General features: G+C 70.9%; 23 protein-coding genes and 4 tRNA genes. 21 read left to right on the top strand and 6 right to left on the bottom strand.

Annotated features, from left to right (window positions below):
* Window positions 1-201 precede the first annotated feature (201 nt).
* The 3 genes from htpX (at window position 202) to ACFYOV_RS11890 (ending at window position 2,208) form a co-directional block, all read left to right on the top strand.
* Window positions 202-1,065, top strand: coding sequence for a zinc metalloprotease HtpX (gene htpX, locus ACFYOV_RS11880; RefSeq protein WP_389086037.1), 864 nt, complete (start codon window positions 202-204; stop codon window positions 1,063-1,065).
* Window positions 1,062-1,457 carry a YccF domain-containing protein gene (locus ACFYOV_RS11885; protein ID WP_389086039.1) on the top strand — a complete coding sequence of 132 codons (396 nt, stop codon included), beginning with the start codon at window positions 1,062-1,064 and terminating at the stop codon, window positions 1,455-1,457. Before htpX ends, ACFYOV_RS11885 begins: the two co-directional genes overlap by 4 nt.
* A 184-nt stretch (window positions 1,458-1,641) precedes the next feature.
* Complete coding sequence (locus ACFYOV_RS11890) at window positions 1,642-2,208, top strand: SMI1/KNR4 family protein (RefSeq protein WP_389086041.1); 567 nt, start codon at window positions 1,642-1,644, stop codon at window positions 2,206-2,208.
* Window positions 2,209-2,280: 72 nt separating this feature from the next.
* On the opposite strand, the gene ACFYOV_RS11895 is transcribed toward ACFYOV_RS11890, so the two are convergent.
* Both ACFYOV_RS11895 and ACFYOV_RS11900 read right to left on the bottom strand, forming a co-directional pair.
* Window positions 2,281-3,528 carry an APC family permease gene (locus tag ACFYOV_RS11895; protein WP_389086044.1) on the bottom strand — a complete coding sequence of 416 codons (1,248 nt, stop codon included), beginning with the start codon at window positions 3,526-3,528 and terminating at the stop codon, window positions 2,281-2,283.
* A 137-nt stretch (window positions 3,529-3,665) separates the two neighbouring features.
* Window positions 3,666-4,154 carry a YajQ family cyclic di-GMP-binding protein gene (locus ACFYOV_RS11900; protein ID WP_389086046.1) on the bottom strand — a complete coding sequence of 163 codons (489 nt, stop codon included), beginning with the start codon at window positions 4,152-4,154 and terminating at the stop codon, window positions 3,666-3,668.
* Between the two features lie 233 nt (window positions 4,155-4,387).
* On the opposite strand from ACFYOV_RS11900, the gene ACFYOV_RS11905 reads away from it, so the two are divergent.
* Window positions 4,388-4,469: transfer RNA gene (locus tag ACFYOV_RS11905), tRNA-Tyr, on the top strand.
* 91 nt (window positions 4,470-4,560) lie between these two features.
* Window positions 4,561-4,773, top strand: coding sequence for a hypothetical protein (locus tag ACFYOV_RS11910; RefSeq protein ID WP_389086049.1), 213 nt, complete (start codon window positions 4,561-4,563; stop codon window positions 4,771-4,773).
* 152 nt (window positions 4,774-4,925) lie between these two features.
* Here ACFYOV_RS11910 and ACFYOV_RS11915 read toward each other — a convergent pair whose 3' ends face one another.
* Together ACFYOV_RS11915 and ACFYOV_RS11920 are read right to left on the bottom strand one after the other, a co-directional pair.
* Window positions 4,926-5,582: an NAD(P)H-binding protein gene (locus ACFYOV_RS11915; protein WP_389086051.1), complete on the bottom strand. Its 657-nt coding sequence runs from the start codon at window positions 5,580-5,582 to the stop codon at window positions 4,926-4,928.
* 235 nt (window positions 5,583-5,817) lie between these two features.
* Window positions 5,818-7,086 (bottom strand): amidohydrolase family protein, encoded by a 1,269-nt coding sequence (locus ACFYOV_RS11920; protein ID WP_389086053.1) that lies wholly within the window; start codon window positions 7,084-7,086, stop codon window positions 5,818-5,820.
* A gap of 498 nt (window positions 7,087-7,584) precedes the next feature.
* On the opposite strand from ACFYOV_RS11920, the gene ACFYOV_RS11925 reads away from it, so the two are divergent.
* The 9 genes from ACFYOV_RS11925 to ACFYOV_RS11965 all read left to right on the top strand — a co-directional run bounded on the left by ACFYOV_RS11925 (window position 7,585) and on the right by ACFYOV_RS11965 (window position 13,176).
* A tRNA-Thr gene (locus tag ACFYOV_RS11925) sits at window positions 7,585-7,657 on the top strand.
* 46 nt (window positions 7,658-7,703) lie between these two features.
* A tRNA-Met gene (locus ACFYOV_RS11930) sits at window positions 7,704-7,776 on the top strand.
* A gap of 88 nt (window positions 7,777-7,864) precedes the next feature.
* On the top strand, window positions 7,865-8,029 hold the full coding sequence (gene rpmG / locus ACFYOV_RS11935; RefSeq protein ID WP_003948671.1) for a 50S ribosomal protein L33: 165 nt from the start codon (window positions 7,865-7,867) through the stop codon (window positions 8,027-8,029).
* A 122-nt stretch (window positions 8,030-8,151) separates the two neighbouring features.
* A complete protein-coding gene (locus ACFYOV_RS11940) occupies window positions 8,152-8,604 on the top strand; it encodes a MaoC family dehydratase N-terminal domain-containing protein (protein ID WP_389086056.1) in 453 nt (150 codons plus the stop codon).
* A gap of 8 nt (window positions 8,605-8,612) precedes the next feature.
* Window positions 8,613-9,041 (top strand): MaoC family dehydratase, encoded by a 429-nt coding sequence (locus tag ACFYOV_RS11945; RefSeq protein ID WP_389087060.1) that lies wholly within the window; start codon window positions 8,613-8,615, stop codon window positions 9,039-9,041.
* Between the two features lie 308 nt (window positions 9,042-9,349).
* Window positions 9,350-9,919, top strand: coding sequence for a TetR/AcrR family transcriptional regulator (locus ACFYOV_RS11950; RefSeq protein WP_389086058.1), 570 nt, complete (start codon window positions 9,350-9,352; stop codon window positions 9,917-9,919).
* A 110-nt stretch (window positions 9,920-10,029) separates the two neighbouring features.
* A complete protein-coding gene (locus ACFYOV_RS11955; RefSeq protein WP_389086060.1) occupies window positions 10,030-11,472 on the top strand; it encodes an MFS transporter in 1,443 nt (480 codons plus the stop codon).
* A gap of 155 nt (window positions 11,473-11,627) precedes the next feature.
* Entirely contained in the window at window positions 11,628-12,008 is a 381-nt protein-coding gene (locus tag ACFYOV_RS11960; RefSeq protein ID WP_389086062.1) for a DUF3291 domain-containing protein, read from the top strand.
* Between the two features lie 112 nt (window positions 12,009-12,120).
* Window positions 12,121-13,176 carry a UDP-N-acetylmuramate dehydrogenase gene (locus tag ACFYOV_RS11965; protein WP_389086064.1) on the top strand — a complete coding sequence of 352 codons (1,056 nt, stop codon included), beginning with the start codon at window positions 12,121-12,123 and terminating at the stop codon, window positions 13,174-13,176.
* Window positions 13,177-13,338: 162 nt separating this feature from the next.
* Here the strand turns inward: ACFYOV_RS11965 and ACFYOV_RS11970 are convergent, their stop codons facing one another.
* Both ACFYOV_RS11970 and ACFYOV_RS11975 read right to left on the bottom strand, forming a co-directional pair.
* The gene (locus tag ACFYOV_RS11970; RefSeq protein WP_389086067.1) at window positions 13,339-14,379 is read right to left on the bottom strand and encodes an adenosine deaminase; all 1,041 of its coding nucleotides are present in this window, start codon (window positions 14,377-14,379) and stop codon (window positions 13,339-13,341) included.
* Window positions 14,380-14,514: 135 nt separating this feature from the next.
* Window positions 14,515-15,741, bottom strand: a complete 1,227-nt coding sequence (locus ACFYOV_RS11975; RefSeq protein WP_389086069.1) for a pyridoxal phosphate-dependent aminotransferase — start codon at window positions 15,739-15,741, stop codon at window positions 14,515-14,517.
* Window positions 15,742-16,015: 274 nt separating this feature from the next.
* On the opposite strand from ACFYOV_RS11975, the gene ACFYOV_RS11980 reads away from it, so the two are divergent.
* The 7 genes from ACFYOV_RS11980 to ACFYOV_RS12010 all read left to right on the top strand — a co-directional run bounded on the left by ACFYOV_RS11980 (window position 16,016) and on the right by ACFYOV_RS12010 (window position 20,923).
* Window positions 16,016-16,088, top strand: a tRNA-Trp gene (locus ACFYOV_RS11980).
* Between the two features lie 108 nt (window positions 16,089-16,196).
* Window positions 16,197-16,481: a preprotein translocase subunit SecE gene (secE, locus tag ACFYOV_RS11985; protein WP_389086072.1), complete on the top strand. Its 285-nt coding sequence runs from the start codon at window positions 16,197-16,199 to the stop codon at window positions 16,479-16,481.
* An 81-nt stretch (window positions 16,482-16,562) separates the two neighbouring features.
* Entirely contained in the window at window positions 16,563-17,456 is an 894-nt protein-coding gene (gene nusG / locus ACFYOV_RS11990; protein ID WP_389086074.1) for a transcription termination/antitermination protein NusG, read from the top strand.
* A 181-nt stretch (window positions 17,457-17,637) separates the two neighbouring features.
* Window positions 17,638-18,072 carry a 50S ribosomal protein L11 gene (gene rplK, locus ACFYOV_RS11995; RefSeq protein ID WP_389086077.1) on the top strand — a complete coding sequence of 145 codons (435 nt, stop codon included), beginning with the start codon at window positions 17,638-17,640 and terminating at the stop codon, window positions 18,070-18,072.
* An 80-nt stretch (window positions 18,073-18,152) separates the two neighbouring features.
* Window positions 18,153-18,878 carry a 50S ribosomal protein L1 gene (gene rplA / locus ACFYOV_RS12000; protein WP_389086079.1) on the top strand — a complete coding sequence of 242 codons (726 nt, stop codon included), beginning with the start codon at window positions 18,153-18,155 and terminating at the stop codon, window positions 18,876-18,878.
* A 141-nt stretch (window positions 18,879-19,019) separates the two neighbouring features.
* Window positions 19,020-19,922, top strand: coding sequence for a hypothetical protein (locus tag ACFYOV_RS12005; RefSeq protein ID WP_389086082.1), 903 nt, complete (start codon window positions 19,020-19,022; stop codon window positions 19,920-19,922).
* A 161-nt stretch (window positions 19,923-20,083) separates the two neighbouring features.
* Window positions 20,084-20,923 carry a DUF1396 domain-containing protein gene (locus ACFYOV_RS12010; RefSeq protein ID WP_389086084.1) on the top strand — a complete coding sequence of 280 codons (840 nt, stop codon included), beginning with the start codon at window positions 20,084-20,086 and terminating at the stop codon, window positions 20,921-20,923.
* Window positions 20,924-21,015 lie beyond the last annotated feature (92 nt).

Below are 21,015 nucleotides of genomic sequence, written 5' to 3' on the forward strand. Positions count from 1 at the left end.
GCGCGTGCCGCGCACGGCTGCCGTCACCCGGACGGCCCACACCCGGCACCGGCACGCACAAGGGAACTAGAGCATCCCGCCTGGCGTTGACGAATACGGGAGGGTCCACTGGACGTGACACCGGACACCAGTGGCGATCGCAGGTCAGAAGAAGGATCAGCAAGCAAGGGTTCCCCTGCCGCACCACCTGGAGGGCGTACCGTGCACCGCCGGCACAACGGGCTCAGGACCGCAGTCCTCCTCGGGGGATTGTCCGCACTCATCATCGTCATCGGCAGTTTCTTCGGCCGCATGGGGCTCGTCGTCGCCGTCTTCGTCGCCCTCGGCACCAACGCGTACGCGTTCTGGAACAGCGACAAGCTGGCCCTGCGCGCGATGCGCGCCCGCCCGGTGAGCGAGTTCGAGGCCCCGGGGCTGTACCGGATGGTCCGCGAGCTCTCCACCCAGGCCCGCCAGCCCATGCCCCGCCTCTACATCTCCCCGACGGAGGCGCCCAACGCCTTCGCCACCGGCCGCAACCCGCGCAACGCCGCCGTGTGCTGCACCGAAGGCATCCTGCGCCTCCTGGACGAGCGGGAGCTGCGCGGCGTCATCGGCCACGAACTCAGCCACGTCTACAACCGCGACATCCTGATCTCCTCGGTGGCCGGCGCACTCGCCTCCGTGATCATGTTCCTGGTCAACTTCGCCTGGCTCATCCCCATCGGCCGTTCCGACGACGACGACGGCCCCGGCCTGCTCGGCATGCTGCTGATCTTGATCCTCGGCCCGCTGGCTGCCACCCTGATCCAACTGGCCATCAGCCGCTCCCGGGAGTACGAGGCCGACACCTCCGGCTCCCAGCTCACCGGGGACCCGCTCGCCCTGGCCAGTGCCCTGCGCAAGCTGGAGACGGGCACCAAGCAGCTCCCACTGCCGCCCGAGCCGCGCATCGAGACTGCCAGCCACATGATGATCGCGAACCCCTTCCGCCCGGGCCAGGGCCTGTCGAGGATGTTCTCCACCCACCCGCCGATGGCGGACCGCATCGCCCGGCTCGAGAAGATGGCAGGTCGCACCCAGTGAAGACCATCCTGAACGTCATATGGCTCGTGCTCAGCGGCTTCTGGCTGTTCCTCGCCTACCTGCTCGCAGGCGTGCTGCTGTGCATCACGATCATCGGCATACCCTTCGGCATCGCGGCCTTCCGCATCGGCGTCTACGCCCTGTGGCCCTTCGGGTACTCGGCCGTCGAGCGCCGCGACGCGGGCGCCCCCTCCTGCGTCGGCAACGTGCTGTGGCTCCTGCTCGCGGGCTGGTGGCTGGCCCTCGGCCACATCGTCACCGGCATCGCCCTGTGCGTCACGATCATCGGCATCCCGCTCGGCCTGGCCAACTTCAAGCTGATCCCGGTCTCACTTCTCCCGCTGGGCCGCGAAATCGTGCGCACGGACCAGCCGTTCACGTCTCGCTGGTAGGCGACCCCCGGCCGGCAGTGCCCGCCCGCCCGGCGGGGCAACGGCTTCCGCTCCTCCCGGCCCGTGATCGCGACTCGTGCGCTGTCCACAGCCCATGAGTCGTCCACGACCCACGCGTTGTCCACAACTCATGGGTTGTCCACAGCCCCGCCCGAGTGTCAGTGGCGGCCCGCATCATGAACCCATGACCGCGCACGAGCAGTTGCTGACACAGGTGGCGTCCAAGGCCCGCACCACCCGACCGTGGGGCTGGGCCTCGCTTCCCGACCCGGTCGACGAGGCCACCCTGGCCCGGGCGGAAGCCGCCCTGGGCTTCGCGCTGCCCCCCTTGCTCGCCGACCTCTACCTGCGGACAGCGGACGGCGGATTCGGCCCCGAGTACGGTCTGCTGCCCTTGCTCGACAGCACGCCCTCCGGAGAACCCGCAGCGGTCGTCCAGTACCTCACCAACCGGGAGAGCGGCCGAGAGGACCCCGACTGGGCCTGGCCCGAGGGCGTCCTGCCGATATCCCACTGGGGTTGCGGGATGTACGCGTGCGTCGACTGCCGCTCCCCGCAGTCCCCCGTGCTCCTCTTCGAACCCAACCCCGGTGACCCCGACCAGGCCTGGTTCATCGACGCCCCCAGCCTCGCCGACTGGCTGCGCTCCTGGGTCGAGGGCACGGGCTGGTACGAGGAGGAGAGCGACGACATGGACCTGGCCCCGTGGCCCGACCACCGCATACGCACGACACCGACGCGGGCAGGCTGACTCGAGGCAACCCGGCGCGGTACACCGTCAGTACCCCGAACAGCCGGGCGTGGCCGGCAGGACCCGGCGTGGCTACCGCCCCGCCGACCACCGCCGCACCCCGTACGCCCCCACGCCCACCGCCAGCACTCCGGCACCGACCGCCACGGACATCCCGGGCAGCGAGAACGCCAGCACCAGACACCCGGCGAGACCGACCGCCGGCACCACGCGCGCCGCCGGCCCCCGTCCGAGCGTCCAGGCCGAGGCATTGGCCACCGCGTAGTACACCAGCACCCCGAAGGAGGAGAAACCGATGGCCCCCCGCACGTCCACCGTCGCCGCCAGGACGGCGACCACCGCGCCCACGGCCAACTCCGCCCGGTGCGGCACCTGGAACCGCGGATGGACGGCCGCCAGGGCACCCGGCAGATGCCGGTCCCGGGCCATGGCCAGCGTCGTCCGTGAGACGCCCAGGATCAGCGCGAGCAGGGACCCCATGGCCGCCACGGCCGCCCCCACGCGCACCACCGGAGCCAGCTCCGGAACCCCGGCGGCCCGCACCGCGTCGGCCAGCGGCGCGGTGGCATCGCCCAGGGCATTCGACCCCAGCACGGACAGCACGGCCACCGCCACGGCCGCGTACACGACCAGCGCGATACCCAGAGCCACCGGGATCGCACGGGGGATCGTGCGCGCGGGATCGCGCACCTCCTCACCGAGGGTCGCGATCCGGGCGTACCCGGCGAACGCGAAGAACAGCAGACCTGCCGCCTGAAGCACCCCGCCGGCACCACCCGAGGCCCCGAGGTCGAGCCGCCCGGCATCGGCCTGCCCGGACGTCAGACAGGCCACGACCACGGCGGCGAGGACAGCCAGGACCACCGCCACGATGGCCCGGGTCAGCCACGCCGACTTCTGGATACCGCCGTAGTTCACCGCGGTCAGCGCCACGACGGCGGCGACCGCCACGACGTGTGCCTGCCCCGGCCACACGTACGCGCCCACGGTGAGGGCCATCGCCGCACAGGAGGCGGTCTTCCCGACGACGAACGCCCAGCCGGCGAGATAGCCCCAGAACTCCCCTAGCCGCTCGCGTCCGTACACGTACGTGCCGCCCGAGGCCGGATAGAGAGCGGCGAGCCGTGCCGACGAGGTGGCGTTGCAGTAGGCGATCACGGCGGCGAGCGCGAGCCCGAGCAGCAGCCCGGATCCCGCCGCGTGCGCGGCGGGCCCCAGCGCGGCGAAGATCCCGGCTCCCACCATCGAGCCGAGACCGATGACCACGGCATCGCCGACGCCGAGCGTCCGGCGCAGTTCGGAACCGGAGTGAGCAACCATGAGACGGCACCCTACTGACCACCGCAACCGCGGTGTGGACCGGTGACGTCATCCGCACCAAGACGACATGAACACCCGTGGACGACGGCACGAACGACGGAAAGGGCGGGCACCAGGGGTACCCGCCTTCCTCGGACCTACCGGTAGTTCACGAACTGGAGGGCGAAGTCGAAGTCCTGCCCCTTCAGCAGCGCGATGACGGCCTGCAGATCGTCACGGCTCTTGGAGCTCACCCGCAGCTCGTCGCCCTGGACCTGAGCCTTCACGCCCTTGGGGCCCTCATCGCGGATGATCTTCGCCACCTTCTTCGCGTTCTCCTGGGAGATGCCCTCCTGGATCGTGGCGAAGATCTTGTACTCCTTGCCCGAGAGCTGAGGCTCGCCCGCGTCCAGGGCCTTCAGAGAGATGCCGCGCTTGATCAGCTTGGACTGGAAGACGTCGAGGACGGCCTTCACCCGGTCCTCGGAGTTCGCCTCCATGAGGATCTTCTCCCCGGACCACGAGATCGAGGCACCCACGCCCTTGAAGTCGTAACGCTGCGAGATCTCCTTGGCGGCCTGGTTGAGGGCGTTGTCGACCTCCTGCCGCTCGACCTTCGAGACGATGTCGAAACTGGAGTCGGCCATGTCCTGTGGCTCCTTGTATCGGGGTGCGTATCGGGCTGCGAGCCGGATGCGTACCGGCGTTCGTGGGCGGCCGCTGAGCCCGCCGTCGGTCCCGGGCCGCATCCGGACAAGCCTAGCCATCCCGCGGCCTCCGGGCTGCGATCTATCGGGTGGCGAAGCACCCCTCCCCATCGGGTATTGTTTACGTCGTTGCCACGGAGCACCGCCGCAAGGCGGTCGAAGGCAGCAACCCCGGCGGTGTGCCCGAGCGGCCAAAGGGAGCAGACTGTAAATCTGCCGGCTCAGCCTTCCCAGGTTCGAATCCTGGCGCCGCCACACTGGGGAAGACCCCCTCCGAACTGCGGAAACGCAGAGCGGAGGGGGTTTTTCGTGTGGACGGCGGGAGGGTGCGGGGCACACTGGGCCCATGTTGTCGCGTCGTAGGCCCTGTCCCGAGTGCCGTCGCGAGATCGCCGTCGTAGCCGGGCGGTACGCGCGGCACGATCCGCCCGGCGCTCGCGGGAACGGTGGCCTCACCTCGTGCCCCGGGTCGCGACGGTTCGCGCAACTGGGGGCCGAGCAGCCCTCGTTGGACAGGCACGTCGTGCCGGAGTTCCCCGGTCAGATGGTGCTGTTCTAGGTTCCAGCGGGTGGCCGCGGTGCCGCTGCCGCCTTCTCCCAGCAGCGGCCACCACTCGGCAAACGGCCAGGACCCAGCAGGGGGCCACCACTGAGCAGCGGTCACCACCCTGCGAGCGGCGGCCACCATCCAGCAGCGGCCCCGACCCCCGCTCAGTTCCCCGCGACCGACTTCACCGCCACCGACACCGGTGCGTGGCCGCTGATCAGCTCCAGGGTCAGGCCGGCCGTCGCGGGGGTGTCCACCAATTCCGCCAGCACGGCGGCCACGTCATCGCGGGGGATCGGGCCGCGGCCCGTGTGGGCCTCGAGGCGGACCAGGCCGGTACCGGCGTCGTTGGTGAGCTGGCCGGGGCGCAGGACCGTCCAGTCCAAGGCGTCCAGACCGCGCACGTACGCGTCCGCCTCGCCCTTGGCGCGCAGGTAGACGTCGAAGACCTCGTCCCCCTCGTGCGCGGGGTCCGCGCCCATGGAGGAGACGATCAGGAAGCGCCGTACGCCCGCCCGGACCGCCGCGTCGGCGAAGAGGACCGCCGCGGCTTTGTCCACCGTCTCCTTGCGTCCGGCTCCGCTGCCCGGCCCGGCGCCCGCCGCGAACACCGCCGCGTCCGCGCCCCGCAGCCGTTCGGCGACCTCCTCCACCGACGCCGACTCCAGATCGAGGACGATCGGTTCGGCGCCCAGTTTCCGCAGTTCGTCGGCTTGTTCAGGCTTGCGGATGATGCCCGCCACCTCGTCCCCGCGCGCCGCGAGGAGCCGCTCCAGCCGCAGCGCGATCTGACCATGACCACCAGCGATGACAATGCGCATGCCTTCGACCGTACGCCGCGGCCACCGCATCCGCCGCCTCGCAACTCGGCTCACGGCTCCGGCATCTCCAGCGGTCTCGTCACCGCCTGAGCCGGAAATGACGCCCCACCCGGCAAACGACGCCCCACCCGGAAAAGCGACGCCCCGGACGGAGGCAGCGCATCGCGCCGACGCGGCGCCGTGCACCAAAACGATCCTCACGCTCGAGGCGCTGCCTCACGTCCGAGGCAGCGCCTCACGAGATCTCCCCCCGCCCCTGCCGCGGCAGCCCCGCCTCCGCCGTCATCGCCGAGCCGCAGTACTCGCGGACCGCGCTCGTCCGGGAGACCACGCGTCCCCGGTGCACCACGATCCGGCTGTAGGCCAGGGACAGCGCCCCGGACAGCCGGTCGCCGCGGACCGCCAGGAGTTCGGCCGGGAAGCCGGCCTCCACCCGCACCTCGGGCAGTCCCAGCGCGGCCCGGGCCGACGTGCTCACCGCCTCGTAGGCGCCCTCGGGGGTGAGGCCGTGGCGTGAAGCCAGCAGGTACGCCGCCTCCAGCGGGTCACCGCGGCCCACCGGATTCGACACGTCCCGCAGGGCACCGCTCCCGGCGGCCACCCGCACCCCCGCCGCGCGCAGCAGCCGCACCGGAGCCGTGCCCCGGCGCTCCGTGCCGGCGCAGCCGCCCTGGGGCAGGCAGACCACCGTCACCCCGGCCGCAGCCAGTTGATCCGCGGTCCGCGACGCCACGTCGTCCGGCAACCGGGCGAGGCCTCCGCACGGGCCGAGGGCCACCCCGGGCCGTAGACCGCCCGCCATCGCCGCCAGCCGGGACAGCCGGGCCGGATCGGTCGCGTCCGTGTGAAGGTCCACCGGGCAGCCGTGCTCGGAGGCGACCTCCAGCACCGCTTCCACGTAGCCCGTGGGGTCGGGGTCGAGATCCGGACAGCCGCCGACCACCGAGGCACCCATCTTCACGGCGTCCCGCAGCACCGCGAGCCCGTCCGCCCCGGCCACGCCGGTCAGCAACCGCGGCACCGCCACCGTCGTCAGCTCCGTGAGCCCGCGCAGCGTGCGACGTGCCCGCAGTACGGCGGTCAGCGCGCCGAGGCCGGCCACGTCACCCACGCGGACGTGGGCCCGCAGCGCCGTCGCCCCGTGGCCGAGCTGGAGCAGGGCGGCCTCCGTGGCCCGCCGCTGGACGTCCTCCGGGTCGTACGAGGCCGGTCCGCCGGCGTCGGCGGACAGGGCGGTGTCTGCGTGGAGATGCGGCTCGGACGGGGCGGGCAGGAGCAGGTAGCCGGACAGGTCGACCCGCTCGCCGCGTGCGCGCGGGCCGTCCGCCGCCAGGCTCCCGGCCGTGCCCACCGCCTCGATGCGCCCGCCGCCCAGCCGTACGTCCACGGTGCGCCCGTCGGTGAGCCGCGCTCCGCACAGCAGCAGCGGGGACGCGTCCGCCGGGCCCGAGAGGGGGCCCGGGGACGGTGACGACGGCGGTGGCTGCGGCTGGCTGTCGGGCATCGCGCTCCAGGGGCTCGGACTGTGCTCGGCGGACGCGTGGTTCGGAAGACGCAAGATCACGCAGAGTGAGACGAGCCTAGGGCGGCGCCGTGCCCCTCGCCGGAAGGAGCGCAATAGTCGTACCGGCGTGGTCCCGTGCTGCGCCCCGCGTGCGCCGGGCACGGCCCGCGGGGCTGATGGACAGGGCGCAGGGGCGCAGGGGCGCGGTCCGTGCGCTGGTGAGGGCGGGCGCACAGGGCCGGTTCACGGGCCGGTTCACGGGCCGGTATACGGGCCGGTTCGCGCCGGTTCCCGGGGCCGGTGGGCGTGGTGGGGTGAGGTCGGCCCGCGGGGCCTGCCGGAGCCGTCGCACGGGCCGGGGCCGGTAAGGAGCGGCCCTCGCCGCCCCTCCGGCGAGGCGTTGACGGCGTCCCGGGGAGAGCTGCGCCACAGGCCCCACAGGGGTCCGGAAACGGATTTGGGTGAACGGCGGCGAAGCGTGTAATGTCTTCATCGCTCGCCCCAATAGCTCAGTCGGCAGAGCGTCTCCATGGTAAGGAGAAGGTCAACGGTTCGATTCCGTTTTGGGGCTCTGGTGTGAGAGGTTCCCGCCGCGAGGCGGGGCCCGATCGCATCAAAGCGGTGTAGCTCAGTCGGTAGAGCAAGCGGCTCATAATCGCTGTGTCACCGGTTCAAGTCCGGTCACCGCTACTGACAGTAGCCGATTGCGGGGTCGGTCCTTCGATCGGCTACTCTTCTTGCGTTAATACAGTCCATCCGTTCGTCAAGGAGCACTCACGTGGCTGCCACCGACGTCCGCCCGAAGATCACGCTGGCCTGCGTGGAGTGCAAGGAGCGGAACTACATCACCAAGAAGAACCGGCGTAACAACCCGGACCGTCTTGAGATGAAGAAGCACTGCCCGCGTTGCAACGCGCACACCGCGCACCGCGAGACGCGATAAATCAGGCTCGTACGCGAGGCCGTCCCCGTAAGGCTGGGGGCGGCCTCGCGTCGTTTCGCGCACCGGCCGGGCCGGTTCGCGTGTTCCCAGCCAGCACAGCAGACACAGGAGGTGCCGCGCGCATGGCGCTCGACCAGTCCTTCGTGGGGCGGAGCTACCCGCCCACCGAACCCTATGAGGTGGGTCGGGAGAAGATCCGTGAGTTCGCCGAGGCTGTGGGGGACGCCAACCCGGCGTACAGGGACGCGGAGGCCGCCAAGGCGCTCGGTCACCCCGACGTGATCGCCCCGCCCACCTTCGTCTTCGCGATCACCTTCCGGGCCGCGGGGCAGGTCATCGCCGATCCTCGGCTGGGTCTGGACTACAGCCGGGTGGTGCACGGCGACCAGAAGTTCGCCTACACCCGCCCCGTCCGGGCCGGTGACCGGCTCACGGTCACCTCGACCATCGAGGGAATCAAGTCGCTGGCCGGCAACGACGTACTCGACATCCGGGGTGAGGTGCACGACGAGGCCGGCGAGCACGTCGTGACCGCCTGGACCAAGCTGGTGGCCCGCGCGGCCGAGGGGGCGTGAGCAACACCATGACGGCGAAGATTTCGTACGCCGACGTCGAGGTCGGCACCGAACTGCCCGCGCAGACCTTCTCCGTGACGAGGGACACACTCGTCCGGTACGCGGGGGCCTCGGGCGACTTCAACCCCATCCACTGGAACGAGAAGTTCGCCAAGGAGGTCGGTCTGCCCGACGTCATCGCGCACGGCATGTTCACCATGGCCGAGGCGATCCGCGTGGTGACCGACTGGACCGGAGACCCGGGAGCGGTCGTCGAGTACGGCGTCCGCTTCACCAAGCCGGTCGTCGTCCCCAACGACGAGCAGGGCGCCACCATCGAGGTCGGCGGCAAGGTCGCCGCCAAGCTCGACGACAACACGGTCCGCGTGGACCTCACGGCCATGAGTGCCGGGCAGAAGGTGCTGGGCATGTCCCGGGCCGTCGTGCGGCTGGCCTGAGCCCGCCCGCCGCTCACTGGTTCCGCTCAGCGGCCACGCACGTAAGGGGCGCTCTCCGGTGAGGCGCCCCTTACGCGTGCTTCCGCGCCCTTACGCGTGCTCCCGCGTGGGTGGCGCACGAGCGGCGGCGTGCACGGGCAGCACCGCCGGGCAGTGCACGCGGGTCGCGCACGCGGGCAGCGCGGGCCCGGTGCGCTCCGTCCGCCGGACCGCAGGAGGGAGTGCACCACGGAGTGCACCCAGGGGGCGGGAACCTGGCGGCCGCAGGACCCTTGACCTAGTTAGTGATTGAGTACTAACTTACTCGCATGGTCAGGATGAGCGCAGAAGAGCGACGCGAGAGCGTCATCCGCGCGGCGACCACCGAGTTCGCCCGCGGCGGCTATCACGGCACGTCGACCGAGGCGATCGCCAAGCGGGTCGGTGTGTCGCAGCCGTATCTCTTCCGGCTCTTCCCGGGCAAGCGGGCGATCTTCCTGGCGGCGGCGGAACGCTGCCTGGAGGACACCGTCCGCACATTTGCGAAGGCGTCCGAGGGGCTGCACGGCGAAGAGGCCCTGCATGCCATGGCCAACGCCTATACCGAGGTCATCGCGGAGCGGCCCGAGCGGCTGATGATGCAGATGCAGATGTACCTCGCCGTGGCCGCCGCCGAGCAGGAGGGCGACCACGAGTTCGGCGAGGCGGTGCGCGCCGGCTGGATGCGCCTGTGGGACACCGTCCATCTGCCCCTGGGCGCCGAGGTCGGCGAGACGACGACCTTCCTGGCGTACGGGATGCTCATCAACTGCCTGGTCGCCATGGGGTTCCCGGCCGACCACCGGGTCTGGGAGGGGGTCTATCCCTCGGCCCGGACCAAAGGCCGGCTGGAGCTGTAGGAGTTCGGAAACGGCTGGTCGTCCCGGCCCTTTTCTGTTCACGAAAGTTAGTCATCGATAACTAACCAGAAGATCAAGCACGAGAGATCGAGACCACTCCTGGGGGAGAGATGTCACAGCAGAAAGCGAGCCGTGGAACGGCCGCCTGGGCGCTCGTCATCACCGGCGTCGCCGGATTCATGGCCGCCCTGGACAACCTGGTCGTCACCACCGCGCTGCCCTCCATCCGCGACGACCTGGGCGGCGAACTCCACGACCTGGAATGGACCGTGAGCGCCTACACGCTCACCTTCGCCGTCCTGCTGATGTTCGGCGCCGCACTCGGCGACCGCTTCGGCCGCCGACGGCTCTTCATCGCCGGGCTCTCCGTCTTCACCGCGGCCTCCGCCGCCGCGGCCCTGGCGCCGGGCATCGACTCCCTCATCGCCGCCCGCGCGGTGCAGGGCGTCGGCGCCGCGGTCATGATGCCGCTCACGCTGACCCTGCTGACGGCCGCCGTGCCCGAGGCCAAGCGCGGCATGGCGTTCGGCATCTGGGGCGCTGTCAACGGACTGGCCGTGGCGTCCGGGCCGCTGGTCGGCGGCAGCCTCACCGAGCACGTCTCCTGGCAGTGGATCTTCTGGCTGAACGTCCCGCTGGGGCTGGCCCTCATCCCGCTCGCCCGGCTGCGCCTCGCCGAGTCCCACGGCAGCCGCTCCCCGCTCGACGTCCAGGGCACCCTGCTCGCCAGCGCCGGCCTCTTCGGCGTCGTCTACGGCCTGGTCCGCGGGCCCGTCGACGGCTGGACCGGGACCGTGGTCCTCACCGCCCTGTTCGCCGGGGCCGCGCTGCTCGCAGGATTCGTGATCTACAGCGCCAAGGCCCGCAACGCCATGCTGCCGATGCGGCTCTTCCGCTCCCGTGCGTTCGCCGGCATCAACGCGGCCAGTCTGCTGATGTTCCTCGGCATGTTCGGTTCGATCTTCCTGCTCAGCCAGTACCTCCAGGGCGTGCTCGGCTACTCGCCGACCGCGGCGGGCCTGCGCATGCTGCCCTGGACCGGTATGCCGATGCTCGTCGCCCCGATCGCCGGCATCCTCGCCGACCGGATCGGCGGCCGCCCGGTCGTCGCCGCCGGCCTCTTCCTCCAGGCCGTCGGGCTCGGGTATTTCGCCGTGATCGTCACGACCGACGTCTCCTACGCCGTCCAGTTGCCCGCCCTCGTCATCAGCGGCGTCGGCATGGCCCTGTTCTTCGCCCCGGCCTCCCACCTGGTGATGTCCAGCGTGCGGCCGCAGGAGCAGGGCGTCGCCTCGGGCGCCAACAACGCCCTGCGCGAGGTGGGTGGCGCGCTCGGCATCGCCGTCATGGCGTCGATCTTCGCGGCCCAGGGCGGCTACGAGTCCGGCCAGGCGTTCGTCGACGGGCTGCGGCCGGCCCTGATGGCCGGCTCCGCGGCGGTCGCGCTCGCGGTTCTCGCGGTCCTGGCCATACCCGCCCGCAGGCCCTCCGCGCCGAGCACGTCCCTGGCCAAGGCAGCCCCCGAGCAGGTCCTGGAAACGGCCTCCCGCTGATCCACCGGTCCGCACCCGCGACCCCCGGCCGACCCGCAGGCCCCGAGCAGCACGACCCGCACCGCACTCGCTGGAACGCCCCGCCCCGCACCGCCCAGCACCACCCAGCACCGCACCGACCCACTTCGTGACCCGCCGAGGAAAGGAACCCGCTCATGCCCACCCTGCCCTGGACCGTCCCGAACACGCCGCCGGCCCACACCGAGGTGCACGTCTTCGCCTCCCGCTTCGAAACCCGCAGCCTCTGGGGCGCCCTGCGGTTCTTCCTCCGGACACCCGGGGTCTGGCGGCAGGTGAGCAGGGCGCCCGGCGCGTACGGGGCGTCCCTGAAGGCCCAGCCGCTGCGGCGGACCTTCTGGACCCTGTCCGTCTGGGAGTCCCGCGAGGCCCTCGCCGCCTTCGCCCGCTCCGGTGCCCACGCGCCGACGTCCCGGAGCCTCGCCCCGCAGATGCGGGATGTGACGTTCGCCGACTGGACGGCGAAGAGCGACGACCTCCCCATCGACTGGTCCGAGGCCGGCCGCCGCCTCGGCTGAACGGCACGCGCGCGTGAGCTCGGCCGCCTCGGCACGCGCGCGTGCGGTACGCCACGGAGCGCGCGTCACGGCCCCCGCCGGCCCGTCCGGCGGGGGCCTTAGTCTTGAGCGCGTGCAGGAACTCCACGACGCTCCCCTCGCCCCGCTGACCACGTTCCGGCTGGGTGGCCCCGCGACCCGGCTGGTCACCGCGACGACCGACGAGGAGGTGATCGCCGTCGTGCGCGAGGCCGACGACAGCGGCACACCCCTGCTGGTCATCGGCGGCGGCTCCAACCTGGTGATCGGCGACAAGGGCTTCGACGGCACCGCGCTCGTCGTCGCCACCCAGGGCTTCGCCCTCGACGGGACGCGTCTGGAGCTGGCGGCCGGCGAGGTGTGGACCGACGCCGTCGCCCGCACCGTGGAGGCAGGTCTGGCCGGCGTCGAGTGCCTGGCCGGCATCCCGGGCTCGGCCGGCGCCACCCCGATCCAGAACGTCGGCGCGTACGGCCAGGAGGTCTCCGCCACCATCACCGAGGTCATCGCCTATGACCGCCGGGCCGGCGAGACGGTCACCCTCACCAACGAGGAGTGCGCCTTCTCGTACCGCCACAGCCGCTTCAAGGCCGACCCCGAGCGTTACGTCGTCCTGCGCGTCCGCTTCGCCCTCGAGGACGCCGACGGCCTGTCCGGCCCCGTGAAGTACGCCGAGACGGCCCGCGCCCTCGGGGTCGAGGCGGGCGACCGGGTGCCGCTGGCCACCGCCCGCGAGACGGTTCTCCGGCTCCGCGCGGGGAAGGGCATGGTGCTGGACCCCGACGACCACGACACCTGGTCGGCCGGGTCCTTCTTCACCAACCCGATCCTCCGGGACGAGGAGTTCGCGGCCTTCCGCGCCCGGGTGCGGGAGCGGCTCGGGGACGGCGTGGAGCCGCCCGCGTACCCGGCGGGGGAGGGGCGCACCAAGACCTCGGCGGCCTGGCTGATCGACCGGGCCGGCTTCACCAAGGGCTACGGCACCGGTCCGGCCCGCATCTCCACCAAGCACACCCTGGCCCTCACCAACCGGGGCGACGCGACCACCGAGGACCTGCTGGCGCTCGCCCGGGAGGTCGTCGCGGGGGTGCGCGAGGCGTTCGGCATCACGCTGGTCAACGAGCCGGTGACGGTCGGCGTCAGCCTCTGAGTGGCGTCAGCCTCTGTTGCGGCGTCGGCCGCCGAGCGGGACGGGGTTCACGCACGACCGCGTCGGCCGCTCGCTCACCCGTGCCCTCGTGGGCCGCGCCTCACGCGCCCCCCGGACGCCTCCCGCCGACGTCCGCGCCCGCGGCACCCCGCACCGGCGCCCTCACTCCACCGGTGCCGTCAGCCAGTCGTCCACGCCCGCCAGGAGCTTCGCCTTGACCTCCTCGGGTGCCGCCGAGCCCCGTACCGACTGCCGTGCGAGCTCCGCCAGTTCCGCGTCCGTGAAGCCGTGGAACCGGCGGGCGATCTCGTACTGCGCCGCCAGCCGGGAACCGAACAGCAGGGGGTCGTCCGCGCCCAGGGCCAGCGGCACGCCCGCCTCGAACAGGGGGCGCAGCGGCACGTCCTCGGGCTTCTCGTAGACGCCGAGCGCCACGTTCGACGCCGGGCACACCTCGCAGGTCACCTGGCGGTCCGCCAGCCGCTTCACCAGCCGCGGGTCCTCCGCCGCCCGCACCCCGTGCCCGATCCGGTGCGCCTCCAGGTCGTCCAGGCAGTCGCGCACCGACGCCGGCCCCGTCAGCTCGCCCCCGTGCGGGGCCGACAGCAGCCCGCCCTCCCGCGCGATGGCGAACGCCCGGTCGAAGTCCCGCGCCATGCCGCGCCGCTCGTCGTTCGACAGCCCGAAGCCGATGACGCCCTTGTCCGCGTACCGCACGGCCAGCCGGGCCAGTGTGCGCGCGTCCAGCGGGTGCTTCATGCGGTTCGCGGCCACCAGCACCCGCATCCCCAGCCCGGTGTCCCGCTGCGCCGACTCCACCGCGTCCAGGATGATCTCCAGTGCCGGGATCAGCCCGCCCAGCCGGGGCGCGTACGACGTGGGGTCCACCTGGATCTCCAGCCAGCCGGAGCCGTCCTTCAGCTCCTCCTCCGCCGCCTCCCGCACCAGGCGCCGGATGTCGTCCGCCTCCCTGAGGCACGAGCGCGCCGCGTCGTAGAGCCGCTGGAAACGGAACCAGCCGCGCTCGTCCGTGGCCCGCAGGCGCGGCGGCTCGCCGCTGGTCAGCGCCTCGGTCAGCGCGTCGGGCAGCCGCACGCCGTGCTTGTCGGCCAGTTCCAGCAGGGTGGTGGGCCGCATGGACCCGGTGAAGTGCAGGTGGAGATGGGCCTTCGGCAGCTCAGAGACATCACGTACACGCTCCATCCCAGGATCCTGCCGCACGTCACGGGCGTCCCGGTAGCGCTTTCCCCTTTCGTGGTCTTGCTCGCACAAACGTTGTGCGGACACGCGACAGGGGCGCCCGGGAGGAACCCGTGCGCCCCTGTCGGGGGAGGAACGTCAGTCCCGCGCCTCCGCCAGCAGCTTCTGGATCCGGCTCACGCCCTCGACCAGGTCCTCGTCGCCCAGCGCGTACGACAGCCGCAGGTACCCCGGCGTGCCGAACGCCTCGCCCGGCACCACCGCGACCTCGGCCTCCTCCAGGATGAGCGCGGCCAGCTCCACGGAGTTCTGCGGCCTCCGACCCCGGATCTCCTTGCCGATCAGCGCCTTCACCGACGGGTAGGCGTAGAAGGCGCCCTCGGGCTCGGGGCAGAGCACACCGTCGATCTCGTTCAGCATCCGCACGATGGTCTTGCGGCGGCGGTCGAACGCCTCGCGCATCCGTGCCACCGCGTCCAGGTCGCCGGAGACCGCGGCCAGCGCCGCCGCCTGCGCGACGTTCGACACGTTGGACGTGGCGTGGGACTGGAGGTTCGTCGCGGCCTTGACCACGTCCTTGGGGCCGATCAGCCACCCGACCCGCCAGCCGGTCATCGCGTACGTCTTCGCCACGCCGTTGACCACGATGCACTTGTCGCGCAGCTCGGGCAGGAGCGCCGGCAGCGAGGTGAACTCGGCGTCGCCGTACACCAGGTGCTCGTAGATCTCGTCGGTCAGCACCCAGAGGCCGTGCTCGACGGCCCAGCGGCCGATCGCCTCGGCGTCCTCGGCGCTGTAGACCGCGCCGGTCGGGTTCGAGGGCGAGACGAACAGGACGACCTTGGTCCGCTCGGTGCGTGCGGCCTCCAGCTGCTCCACGCTCACCCGGTAGCCGGTCGTCTCGTCGGCGACCACCTCGACCGGGACACCGCCGGCCAGCCGGATCGACTCCGGGTACGTGGTCCAGTACGGCGCCGGGACGATGACCTCGTCGCCCGGGTCGAGGATCGCGGCGAAGGCCTCGTAGATGGCCTGCTTGCCGCCGTTGGTGACGAGGATCTGGGCCGGGTCCACCTCGTAGCCGGAGTCGCGCAGCGTCTTCGCGGCGATCGCGGCCTTCAGCTCGGGCAGGCCGCCGGCCGGCGTGTAGCGGTGGAACTTGGGGTTCTTGCAGGCCTCGATCGCGGCCTCGACGATGTAGTCCGGGGTCGGAAAGTCCGGCTCACCGGCGCCGAAGCCGATCACCGGCCGCCCGGCGGCCTTGAGGGCCTTGGCCTTGGCGTCCACGGCGAGAGTGGCCGACTCGGAGATCGCGCCGACTCGGGCGGAGACCCGGCGCTCGGTGGGAGGGGTTGCAGCGCTCATGGCGCCCATCGTTCCAGACCGGAAACCCGGGCGGCACGGGGGTTTCACAGACTGAACATGAGCGGGCAAATCACTGAACACCAGTCCGGATCGACCCCCGCGTCGCCCCCCGTGCGCAGGCGATCTTCCGCCGACGAACCCCTTCACGGGCTCTTTCTGTTCGACGACCGGCCGCGGACCACGTACACTCACACCTCGTTGGCCCTCGGCGGCCCGCACGCATCCGGTGCACACCAAGCATCCGGCTGTATGCGGTACGTTGGGGGACGGACAAAGGGTCGTAGCTCAATTGGTAGAGCACTGGTCTCCAAAACCAGCGGTTGGGGGTTCAAGTCCCTCCGGCCCTGCTACACACTCCTTCGCCAGGATGTGTGCGCATGTACGTACAGCACTGCACCGCCGTGCGGCTCAGACCGGGCGCGGCACGGCCACGACCCGGAATCAGGTGAGGACGAGTGACGGACGCCGTGGGCTCCATCGACATGCCTGATGCCCAGGACGAAGCGCCGGACTCCAAGAAGACCCGGAAGGGCGGCAAGCGCGCCAAGAAGGGCCCGCTGAAGCGCCTCGCGCTCTTCTACCGCCAGATCGTCGCGGAGCTCCGCAAGGTCGTCTGGCCGACCCGGAACCAGCTGACGTCGTACACCACCGCCGTGATCATCTTCGTGCTCGTCATGATCGGCATGATCACTGTGATTGACTATGGGCTCAGCCACGCCGCCAAGTACGTCTTCGGCTGATCCGCAAGCGAAGAGCGCCGAGGTACCCGGCGCTCCTTTTCGCATGTTCCACCCCTATGTATCCAGGAAGAAGCAGCCACCGTGTCTGACCCGAACGTGAACGACGCCGTTGAGCCTCGCGGCGAAGGGGCCGAGTCCGTCGAGGACGAGCTCGACGCCGTCGAGGGCGCGGACCGCGAGGACACCGAGGCCCTCGAGGTCGAGGCTGCCGAAGCCGTCGCGGACGACGAGGCCGTCGCGGACGACGAGGCCGTCGCGGACGACGAGGCCGTCGCGGACGACGAGGCCGTCGCGGACGACGAGGCCGTCGAGGCGCGGGAAGAGAGCGCCGAAGAGGCCGAGGAGCCCGAGGACGACCGCGACCCCGTCGAGAAGCTCCGCGAGGAACTGCGGACGCTGCCCGGCGAGTGGTACGTCATCCACACGTACGCGGGCTACGAGAACCGGGTGAAGACCAACCTGGAGCAGCGCGCCGTCTCGCTGAACGTCGAGGACTACATCTTCCAGGCCGAGGTGCCGCAGGAAGAGGTCGTCCAGATCAAGAACGGCGACCGCAAGACGATCAAGCAGAACAAGCTCCCGGGCTACGTCCTGGTCCGCATGGACCTCACGAACGAGTCCTGGGGTGTCGTCCGCAACACGCCGGGCGTCACCGGCTTCGTGGGCAACGCCTACGACCCGTACCCGCTGACCCTGGACGAGATCGTCAAGATGCTCGCCCCGGAGGCCGAGGAGAAGGCCGCCCGCGAGGCCGCCGAGGCCGAGGGCAAGCCGGCGCCGCAGCGCAAGGTCGAGGTCCAGGTGCTCGACTTCGAGGTCGGCGACTCGGTCACCGTCACCGACGGCCCGTTCGCCACCCTCCAGGCGACCATCAACGAGATCAACCCCGACTCCAAGAAGGTCAAGGGCCTGGTGGAGATCTTCGGCCGCGAGACGCCGGTCGAGCTCTCCTTCGACCAGATCCAGAAGAACTGACCTTCCGGCCCAGTTTCTGGACCCAACGCTTCCGAGCAGGTCGGGCGGACACGAGAGCGTCCGCCTGACCTGCTCGGTTTTTGGCCGCGCATCTATACCCGTTATCGTTGTGCGGTATGCCTGCGTCCGGGTTGGTCCCCGTCGCGCGGGCAGGACCCGAATCGAAAGGACCCGGAGAGCCATGCCTCCCAAGAAGAAGAAGGTCACGGGGCTCATCAAGCTCCAGATCCAGGCCGGTGCCGCCAACCCGGCCCCGCCGGTCGGCCCCGCGCTGGGTCAGCACGGCGTGAACATCATGGAGTTCTGCAAGGCCTACAACGCCGCGACCGAGTCGCAGCGCGGTTGGGTCATCCCGGTGGAGATCACGGTCTACGAGGACCGTTCCTTCACCTTCATCACCAAGACCCCGCCGGCCGCCAAGATGATCCTCAAGGCCGCGGGTGTGGAGAAGGGCTCCGGCGAGCCGCACAAGACCAAGGTCGCGAAGATCACCGCTGCCCAGGTCCGCGAGATCGCCACCACGAAGATGCCCGACCTCAACGCCAACGACCTGGACGCCGCGTCGAAGATCATCGCCGGCACCGCCCGTTCCATGGGCATCACGGTCGAGGGCTGACCTCCACCCCCGTCACCAGCAGAAGTGGGAGGGCCTGCTCGGCCCGCACCACGACTCCTAAGAACCCACAGGAGCTTTAAGTGAGCAAGCGCAGCAAGTCTCTCCGCGCTGCGGACGCCAAGATCGACCGGGAGAAGCTGTACGCCCCGCTCGAGGCCGTCCGTCTCGCCAAGGAGACCTCCACGACCAAGTTCGACGGCACCGTCGAGGTCGCCTTCCGCCTGGGTGTCGACCCGCGCAAGGCCGACCAGATGGTCCGTGGCACCGTGAACCTCCCGCACGGCACCGGTAAGACCGCCCGGGTCCTGGTCTTCGCGACCGGTGACCGTGCCGAGGCCGCGCGTGCCGCGGGCGCCGACATCGTCGGCGCCGACGAGCTGATCGACGAGGTGTCGAAGGGCCGTCTGGACTTCGACGCCGTCGTCGCCACCCCGGACCTCATGGGCAAGGTCGGCCGCCTCGGCCGCGTGCTGGGTCCCCGTGGTCTGATGCCGAACCCGAAGACCGGCACCGTGACCCCCGACGTCGCCAAGGCCGTCACCGACATCAAGGGCGGCAAGATCGAGTTCCGTGTCGACAAGCACGCGAACCTGCACTTCATCATCGGCAAGACGTCGTTCGACGACACCAAGCTGGTGGAGAACTACGGCGCGGCCCTGGAGGAGATCCTCCGTCTGAAGCCGTCCGCCGCCAAGGGTCGTTACATCAAGAAGGCCGCCATCACCACCACGATCGGCCCCGGCGTTCCGGTCGACCCGAACCGCACCCGCAACCTCCTCGTCGAGGAGGACCCGGCCGCGGTCTGAGCCTTCAGGCTCACCCAGCCGGTCACGGGCCCCGCACCTGGCAAGGTGCGGGGCCCGTTCCCCTTTCCCGGTACGACCGCCGGTGGCCTGCGCTAACGTGCGGGCAGGGGGAGACGTACGGGGGAGAACCGGGGGCGCAGGGTGGGACCGACCAAGAGCACGACCGTGCGGCGCCTGTGGCTCGCCCTCGCGGCGGCGACCGCGCTGACCACGCTTCCCGCCTGCACCACCTCCTCCGACGAGCCGGACGGGACGGACCGCACGGCGCGCCGTGCGGCCGCCTCGCACGCCGCGTCCGTGGCGGCCCTGCGCACCGCCGAGCGCTCCACCGACGGCGCCGACTCGGTGCGCGTCGAGTCGGCCACGACCCTGGGCTCGATGATGTCCATGACGGCCGACGGCACCCTCGCCTGGGGCGACGGCCTCACCGGCACGCTGACCATCACGTACACCGGCGGCACCCTGGCCGACACCGTGCGCCGGCTCGGCAGCGCCTCCATGGAGGCGCGCTATCTGCCCGACGCCTACTACGCGCGGATGGGCGACCGGTTCGCTGCGCGGGCCGGCGGCAGGCACTGGATCCGTTACGGATACGAGGACCTGAAGGACCTCGCGGGGGGCTCCGCCGCCCATCTGGCGGACCACATGCGCAGCACCACGCCCCACCAGTCGGTGAAGCTGCTCCTGGCCTCGGGCGATGTGCGAAAGGTCGGCGAGGAGCGGATACGGGGCAGGCGCACCACGCACTACGCGGGCACGGTGGACGTCGCCGGGCTGGCCCCCCGTGACTCCGGACTCAGCGAGAGCCGGCTGGCCGAACTGAAGGAACAGCTCACCCGGGCCGGAGTCACCATCCAGACCGTGGACCTCTGGGTCGACGACCGGGACCTGCTGGTCAAGAAGGTCGAGAGGGCCGACACGGCGACGGGCCGGCTGACCCAGACCGCCCACTACGACGACTACGGCGTCGGGGTGTCCACCCAGGCGCCCCCGGCCGGTGACACCCAGGACTTCACCGAGCTGGTGGACGGGCAGCTTTCCTGAGTGCCCGTCATCTCTCTCGCACCCACCCCTTTCCGCCACTTGGGCACCGTCTGCCCCAGAAGAATTCGCAGGGCACTGTCATCTCCCTGGGATAGGCTCACAGACCTTGCTGAGAGTCAGCCGAGGTTCCTCGGGGGGAACCGATGACATGGGGGGATTCCATGCGAACTGCCGTACCTGCCGCCGGACTTGCCGCGCTCCTGCTCGCCGCGGGTGCGGTCGGATGCTCCAAGGGCGACGACAAGGGCGAGTCGCCCGAGATGACGCCGGCGGCCGCCGTGGCCAAGGCGGCGAAGAACGCCGATGACATCACGTCCTTCCGCTACACCATGACCGGCAAGGTGCCCGAGGACGGCCGCGTCGAGGCCGAGGCCTCCATGCGGGTCAAGCCCGACGTCGCCATGAGCATGAAGGTATCGGTGCCCGATCAGGGTCCCGACGGCAAGGTCGAGATCCGTCTCGTCGACAAGGCCATGTACATGGGCGGCGGCGCCGAGATGGCCAAGGAGATGGACGGCAAGAGCTGGATGAAGTTCGACCTGTCGGCCATGGGCGCCGACAAGGACCTCAACGAGCTCGGCGCCGCCAGCCAGGCCGAGCAGAACCCGGCCACCGAGTCCACCTTCCTCACCGGCGCCAAGGATGTGAAGAAGGTCGGCACCGAGAAGGTCGACGGCGTCGAGACCACCCACTACTCGGGCACCCTCACCCTCGACGACCTGCGCAAGTCCCTCAAGGAGAAGGACGCGGCGGCGCAGAAGCGCGCCGAGAAGAGCATCGAGCAGTACGAGAAGATGGGCGTCGAGACGCTCACCATGGACATGTGGATCGACGGCGAGGACCACACCAAGCAGTTCCGGATGCGCGGCGATGCCGACAAGGGCCCGCTCGACATGACCATCAAGTTCCTCGACGTGAACAAGCCGGTCACCGTCGAGGCGCCGCCCGCCGCGGACACCGTGGACCTGGCCGAGATGATGCAGGGTCTCGAGGAGAGCTGATCCCCGTCGGCCCGTCCCGGGGGCGGATTTGCTTCGCGGCGATTCGTTCCCGTACTCTCCTACAGAAGCCAAAGACCGCTGGTCGTTGCCGT

The sequence above is a fragment of the Streptomyces sp. NPDC005931 genome (assembly GCF_042871235.1).
In the GTDB taxonomy this organism is placed as follows: Bacteria; Actinomycetota; Actinomycetes; order Streptomycetales; family Streptomycetaceae; genus Streptomyces.

Bases quoted from the DNA above. Each gene is read 5' to 3' on its own strand.
- ACFYOV_RS11895 (WP_389086044.1), bottom strand. From the start codon at position 3,528: ATGGTTGCTCACTCCGGTTCCGAACTGCGCCGGACGCTCGGCGTCGGC.
- ACFYOV_RS11950 (WP_389086058.1), top strand. From the start codon at position 9,350: ATGGTCAGGATGAGCGCAGAAGAGCGACGCGAGAGCGTCATCCGCGCG.
- ACFYOV_RS11900 (WP_389086046.1), bottom strand. From the start codon at position 4,154: ATGGCCGACTCCAGTTTCGACATCGTCTCGAAGGTCGAGCGGCAGGAG.
- ACFYOV_RS11945 (WP_389087060.1), top strand. From the start codon at position 8,613: ATGACGGCGAAGATTTCGTACGCCGACGTCGAGGTCGGCACCGAACTG.
- ACFYOV_RS11920 (WP_389086053.1), bottom strand. From the start codon at position 7,086: ATGCCCGACAGCCAGCCGCAGCCACCGCCGTCGTCACCGTCCCCGGGC.
- rplK (WP_389086077.1), top strand. From the start codon at position 17,638: ATGCCTCCCAAGAAGAAGAAGGTCACGGGGCTCATCAAGCTCCAGATC.
- ACFYOV_RS11960 (WP_389086062.1), top strand. From the start codon at position 11,628: ATGCCCACCCTGCCCTGGACCGTCCCGAACACGCCGCCGGCCCACACC.
- ACFYOV_RS12010 (WP_389086084.1), top strand. From the start codon at position 20,084: ATGCGAACTGCCGTACCTGCCGCCGGACTTGCCGCGCTCCTGCTCGCC.
- ACFYOV_RS11955 (WP_389086060.1), top strand. From the start codon at position 10,030: ATGTCACAGCAGAAAGCGAGCCGTGGAACGGCCGCCTGGGCGCTCGTC.
- ACFYOV_RS11975 (WP_389086069.1), bottom strand. From the start codon at position 15,741: ATGAGCGCTGCAACCCCTCCCACCGAGCGCCGGGTCTCCGCCCGAGTC.
- ACFYOV_RS11940 (WP_389086056.1), top strand. From the start codon at position 8,152: ATGGCGCTCGACCAGTCCTTCGTGGGGCGGAGCTACCCGCCCACCGAA.
- ACFYOV_RS11890 (WP_389086041.1), top strand. From the start codon at position 1,642: ATGACCGCGCACGAGCAGTTGCTGACACAGGTGGCGTCCAAGGCCCGC.
- ACFYOV_RS11910 (WP_389086049.1), top strand. From the start codon at position 4,561: ATGTTGTCGCGTCGTAGGCCCTGTCCCGAGTGCCGTCGCGAGATCGCC.
- ACFYOV_RS11970 (WP_389086067.1), bottom strand. From the start codon at position 14,379: ATGGAGCGTGTACGTGATGTCTCTGAGCTGCCGAAGGCCCATCTCCAC.
- ACFYOV_RS11915 (WP_389086051.1), bottom strand. From the start codon at position 5,582: ATGCGCATTGTCATCGCTGGTGGTCATGGTCAGATCGCGCTGCGGCTG.